Origin of the sequence: Streptomyces triticagri (assembly GCF_003429565.1) — a bacterium.
Lineage (GTDB): Bacteria > Actinomycetota > Actinomycetes > Streptomycetales > Streptomycetaceae > Streptomyces > Streptomyces triticagri.
The window spans coordinates 1-5,840 of the sequence record NZ_QUAK01000176.1; the positions used below are offsets into that span (position 1 = coordinate 1).

The 5,840-nt window shown below is 72.6% G+C and carries 5 protein-coding genes and 1 pseudogene; all 6 read left to right on the forward strand.

What is annotated here, in order from left to right:
* Positions 1-425 (forward strand): annotated as a pseudogene (locus DY218_RS35430) (SCO3242 family prenyltransferase); the annotation flags it as partial.
* On the forward strand, positions 422-1,426 hold the full coding sequence (locus DY218_RS25830) for a sugar phosphate isomerase/epimerase family protein (RefSeq protein WP_128558542.1): 1,005 nt from the start codon (positions 422-424) through the stop codon (positions 1,424-1,426). The pseudogene DY218_RS35430 and the gene DY218_RS25830, both read left to right, overlap by 4 nt.
* Positions 1,423-2,121 (forward strand): EboA domain-containing protein, encoded by a 699-nt coding sequence (locus tag DY218_RS25835; protein ID WP_128558543.1) that lies wholly within the window; start codon positions 1,423-1,425, stop codon positions 2,119-2,121. Before DY218_RS25830 ends, DY218_RS25835 begins: the two co-directional genes overlap by 4 nt.
* Entirely contained in the window at positions 2,121-2,969 is an 849-nt protein-coding gene (locus DY218_RS25840) for a TatD family hydrolase (RefSeq protein ID WP_128558544.1), read from the forward strand. The genes DY218_RS25835 and DY218_RS25840 overlap by 1 nt, the downstream gene beginning before the upstream one ends.
* A 3-nt stretch (positions 2,970-2,972) precedes the next feature.
* Complete coding sequence (gene eboE, locus DY218_RS25845; protein ID WP_128558545.1) at positions 2,973-4,142, forward strand: metabolite traffic protein EboE; 1,170 nt, start codon at positions 2,973-2,975, stop codon at positions 4,140-4,142.
* Complete coding sequence (locus DY218_RS25850) at positions 4,139-5,551, forward strand: nucleotide pyrophosphatase/phosphodiesterase family protein (RefSeq protein ID WP_128558546.1); 1,413 nt, start codon at positions 4,139-4,141, stop codon at positions 5,549-5,551. Before eboE ends, DY218_RS25850 begins: the two co-directional genes overlap by 4 nt.
* The last annotated feature ends 289 nt before the right edge of the window (positions 5,552-5,840 follow it).

The window sequence follows — 5,840 nt, forward strand, 5'->3', positions numbered from 1 at the left end:
CCGCGATCGGCCGGTATCTGTGGGGGCGCCGCCGGGCGGCGGCGCCGGACGGGGGAGAGGCGGCCTTGGCGCGGGCTCTCCGCCCGGCGCCCGGCAGTTCGGCCGGCGGGAGGCCGGCGGTAGGGCACCGTCCCGAGGACGGCGCACGGACGAAGACGAGCGGGAGCCCGCGCCCGACCCCGGTCGACCTCGCACAGGCCGGCCTCGCCGCCGGGTACGTGGCGACCGCCGCACGACCCTTCCTGCACGCCGCCCTGAATCCGTCGCCCGAACTCACCCAACGAGCGGTCGGCGGCGGCATCCGGGCCATGATCCCGCTGCAGGCCGCCTTCGCGGCCCGCGCCGGACGTCCCGGGGCGGCACTCGTCACAGCGGCCCTCGCACCCCTCGCCCGCACTCTGGCCAGGAAGGTGAGCGTCACATGACCGAACGGCATCCGAGCGAACGGCACTTGGCCGAGAGGTCGGCAACGGGTCCGCACGTCGGCTACGGCACCAACGGCCTGACCGACCTCCGCCTCGACGACGCCCTCGGGCTCCTCGCCGACCTCGGCTACGACGGCGTCGGCCTCACCCTCGACCACATGCACCTCGATCCGATGGCACCCGACCTGGCGGCCCGCACCGCTCGCGTCGCGCGCCGGCTCGACGCGCTCGGCCTCGGCGTCACGATCGAGACCGGCGCACGCTACGTGCTCGATCCGCGCCGCAAGCACGGCCCCTCCCTCCTGGACGCCGACCCCGAAGGCCGCGCGGCGAGGAGCGGTCTGCTGCTCCGCGCCGTGCAGGTGGCGGCTGACGTGGGCGCCCACGCCGTGCACTGCTTCAGCGGCATCACGCCCGAGGGCACGGACGAGGACACCGCCTGGGCGCGTCTGACCGAGGCCCTGACACCGGTCGTGGAGGCGGCCGGCGCGGCCGGCGTCCCGCTCGCCGTCGAACCGGAACCCGGCCACCTGCTCTCCTGCCTGGCCGACTTCCATCGCCTGCGCGGGCACCTCGGCGACCCGGACATGCTCGGCCTCACCCTGGACATCGGCCACTGCCAGTGCCTGGAGCCCGAACCACCGGCCGACTGCGTCCGCGAGGCCGGGCCCTGGCTCCGGCACGTCCAGATCGAGGACATGCGCCGCGGAGTCCACGAACATCTGCCGTTCGGCGACGGCGAGATCGACTTCCCGCCCGTGCTCCAGGCCCTCACGGACACCGGATACCAGGGCCTGACAGTGGTCGAACTGCCCCGCCACTCCCACGCCGGGCCCCAACTGGCCGCCGAATCCATCCAGTTCCTCCGATCCGCCGCAGCCGCCGTCCGTCCGCCGACCAGGACCGACCACCCACCGGCCCACAGCACACCTCCGATCCGCACCACACCCGCTGACGCCACTTCCCCGACCGCACACTCCGCCTCCGGGGCCGCCCGATGACCACCACCGCCGACACCCTGCGCACCCACCTCCACTCCGTACTCGACGACCCGGCGAGGGCCTGGCTCGACCGAGCCCTCACCGGGGCCGCGACCCCTCCCGCCGACCCTGCGGCCGCGCCCGCCGGATCAGGCCCGCCCGCACCCCGAAAGCCCATGCCCGCCTGGGAGTTGCGCTTCGCCGAGGCCGGACGGCGCTGCGGCCCCACGCACGCCGACGACGCCCGTGTACTCCTCCTGCTCACCGCCCGCCCGGACGCGGACACCCTCCGACCGCTCTACGACCGCGGCACCGCCGCCGAACGGCGCGCCGTCCTGCGCGCCCTGCACGAGCTCGTGCCCGGCACCGAAGCCGTCCCGCTCGTCGAGGACGCGCTGCGCACCAACGACACCTCCCTGGTCGCCGCCGCACTCGGCCCGTACGCGGCCGAACACCTCGACGCCCACACCTGGCGGCACGCCGTCCTCAAGTGCCTCTTCACCGGGGTGCCGGTGGACTCCGTGGCCGGCCTCGGCCGACGGGCCGCCGGTGACCGGGAGTTGGCCCGCATGCTCCACGACTACGCAAGCGAACGCACCGCCGCCGGCCGCACGGTCCCCGACGATCTGCACCGTGTCCTGGACCTGACCGCCCCGCCCGCCGAGCGGGGGCACCTCCCGGCGGCAGCCGGGGGAGCGTCCTCCAAGGAGTCCTGATGCGCATCTTCGACCCCCACATCCACATGACCTCCCGCACCACGGACGACTACCGGGCGATGCACGCCGCCGGCGTACGGGCCGTCGTCGAACCGTCCTTCTGGCTCGGCCAGCCCCGCACGTCCCCGGCCTCCTTCTACGACTACTTCGACTCCCTCCTCGGCTGGGAACCCTTCCGCGCCTCGCAGTACGGGATCGCCCACCACTGCACCCTGGCCCTGAACCCCAAGGAGGCCAACGACCCCCGCTGCACCCCCGTACTCGACGAACTGCCCCGGTATCTCGTCAAGGACAACGTCGTGGCCGTGGGGGAGATCGGCTATGACTCCATGACCCCGGCCGAGGACACCGCCCTGGCCACCCAGCTCGAGCTGGCCGCCGAGCACGAACTGCCCGCCATGGTGCACACTCCGCACCGCGACAAACTCGCCGGCCTGCGCCGCACCCTGGACGTCGTCCGCGAGTCCCCGCTCGCCATCGACCGCGTCCTCGTCGACCACCTCAACGAGACCACCGTGCAGGAGGCCAAAAACAGCGGCTGCTGGCTCGGCTTCTCCGTCTATCCGGACACCAAGATGGACGAGGACCGCATGGTCGCCGTCCTGGAGCGCTACGGTCCGGAGAAGGTGCTCGTCAACTCCGCCGCGGACTGGGGCAAGAGCGACCCCCTGAAGACCCGCAAGGTCGGCGACGCGATGCTCAAGGCCGGCTTCGCCGAGGACGACGTCGACCGCGTCCTGTGGCGCAACCCGGTGGCCTTCTACGGACTCAGCGGCCGGCTCGCCCTGGACCTGGAGGAGCCCGCGGCCACCCATGAAGGGAACTCGATCCTGCGCGGAGGGGAGTGACCCATGCGCTTCCGGCACCCCGACGGATCCACCGTCCACCTCGCCTACTGCACCAACGTCCACCCCGCCGAGACCCTGGACGGCGTACTCGCCCAGCTCCGCGACCACTGCGAACCCGTCCGCAGACGCCTCGGCCGCGACCGGCTCGGCATCGGCCTCTGGCTGGCCCGCGACGCCGCCCGTGCCCTCGTCGCCGACCCCGCCGCCCTGCGCGGGCTCCGCTCCGAGCTCGACCGGCGCGGCCTCGAGGTCGTCACCCTCAACGGCTTCCCCTACGAAGGCTTCGGCGCCGAAGAGGTCAAGTACCGCGTCTACAAGCCCGACTGGGCCGACCCCGAACGCCTCACCCACACCACAGACCTCGCCCGACTGCTCAGCTCCCTGCTGCCCGACGACGTCACCGAGGGCAGCATCTCGACCCTGCCACTGGCCTGGCGCACCGGATACGACCCGGAGCGCGCCGGGCTCGCGCACACGGCCCTGCGCACCCTCGCCGAGCGCCTCGACGCCCTCGAAGAGCTCACCGGCCGCTCCATCCGCATCGGCCTCGAACCCGAACCCGGCTGCACCGTGGAGACCACCGCCGACGCCATCGCCCCCATCGGTGCCATCGCCCGCGACCGCATCGGCGTCTGCGTCGACACCTGCCACCTCGCCACCTCCTTCGAAGATCCGTCCACCGCCCTCGACGCACTCGACGCCGCGGGCATCACGCTGCCCAAGGTCCAGCTCTCGGCCGCCCTGCACGCCGAACAGCCGAACCTCGCCGCCGTACGAGAGGCCCTCGCCGCCTTCGACGAGCCCCGCTTCCTGCACCAGACCCGGGCACTCACCCCGACCGGACTGCAGGGCACCGACGACCTGGGCGAGGCACTCGGCGGATCCGCCCTGCCCGACGACACCCCGTGGCGCGCCCACTTCCACGTCCCGCTGCACGCCGACCCCGCGCCCCCGCTCACCTCCACTCTTCCCGTACTCCGCGACGCCCTGACCCGACTGGTCGGCGGGCCCACGCCCCGTACCCGTCATCTCGAGGTCGAGACCTACACCTGGCAAGCCCTGCCCAGCGAGCTGCGACCCCGCGGCCGCACCCAGCTCGCGGACGGCATAGCCGCCGAACTCACCCTGGCCCGCGACCTCCTGGTGGACCTCGGACTCAAGGAGTTGCCATGACAGACGCCACCCCCGAGCCCACACCGGCCACCAGCGCACCCACTCCTCTCCTCGTCCTGGACGTCGTGGGCCTCACCCCGCGACTCCTCGACCACATGCCGAACCTGAAGGGCATGGCGGAGCGGGGATCGAGCGCCCCGCTCGGCACCGTGCTGCCCGCCGTCACCTGCGCCGCCCAGTCCACCTTCCTGACCGGCACCCCGCCCGCCGAGCACGGCATCGTCGGCAACGGCTGGTACTTCCGCGAACTCGGCGACGTCCTGCTCTGGCGCCAGCACAACGGCCTGGTCGCCGGCGACAAGCTCTGGGACGCCGCCCGCCGCGCCCACCCCGGCTACACCGTGGCCAACATCTGCTGGTGGTACGCCATGGGCGCCGACACCGACTTCACCGTCACCCCGCGCCCCGTCTACTACGCCGACGGCCGCAAGGAACCCGACTGCTACACCCGACCCCCCTCCCTGCACGACGAACTCACCGACAAACTGGGCACCTTCCCCCTCTTCCACTTCTGGGGCCCGGGCGCCGACCTCGTCTCCTCCCAGTGGATCGTGGACGCCACCCGCCACATCCTCGACACCCGAAACCCCGACCTCGCCCTGTGCTACCTCCCTCATCTCGACTACGACCTGCAGCGCTTCGGCCCCGACGACCCGCGCTCACACCAGGCGGCCACCGACCTGGACGCCGCCCTCGCCCCGCTGCTCGACGACGCCCGCCGCACCGGCCGCACCGTGGTGGCCCTGTCCGAGTACGGCATCACCCGCGTCAGCCGTACCGTCGACATCAACCGCGCCCTGCGCCGGGCCGGGCTCCTCGAAGTCCACACCCAGGACGGCATGGAGTACCTCGACCCGATGGCTTCTCGAGCCTTCGCCGTCGCCGACCACCAGATCGCGCACATCTACGTCCGGCGGCCCGAGGACCTCGACGCCACCCGGGACGCACTGGCGGATCTCGACGGAATCGACCAACTCCTCGACGACGAGGGCAAGAAGAGCCACGGCCTGGACCACCCCCGCGCCGGCGAACTGGTCGCCGTCGCGGAACCCGACGCCTGGTTCACGTACTACTACTGGCTCGACGACGACCGCGCGCCCGACTTCGCGCAGCTCGTCGAGATCCACCGCAAACCCGGCTACGACCCGGTGGAACTCTTCATGGACCCCAAGGACCCCTATGTGAAGGTCAAGGCGGCCGGCGCACTCGCCCGGAAGAAGCTGGGCATGCGCTACCGCATGGCGGTCGTGCCCCTGGACCCGGCACCTATTCGAGGCAGCCACGGCAGGCTCCCCGACGACCCGAACGACGGTCCGCTCATCCTCTGCTCCACCCCCAGTGCCGTCAGCGGCCCGATCCGGGCCACCGACGTGAAATCGCTCCTGCTCCAACTGGCCGGTCTCCACTGAAGCAGAGACCACTGACAACCGGCGCCGGCCCTCGCGACCGGCCTTGTCCGCCGCGCCGCTGAAGCACCGAGCTCCGACACTCCCGGACGCCCCGATGACGCCCGGTCACATCACACAACGCTCCGTAATCGCTAGGAGTTCCCGCATGAGCCGCACGCCCGCAGATCCCGAACTCACCCACAAGCTCAGCAGACGGAACATGCTCGGTGTCGCCGCCGGCACCGCCGCCGCCGCCGTGCTCGGCGCCACCGCGACCCCCGCCGCGGCCCAGACCCCCGCAGCGGCCCCG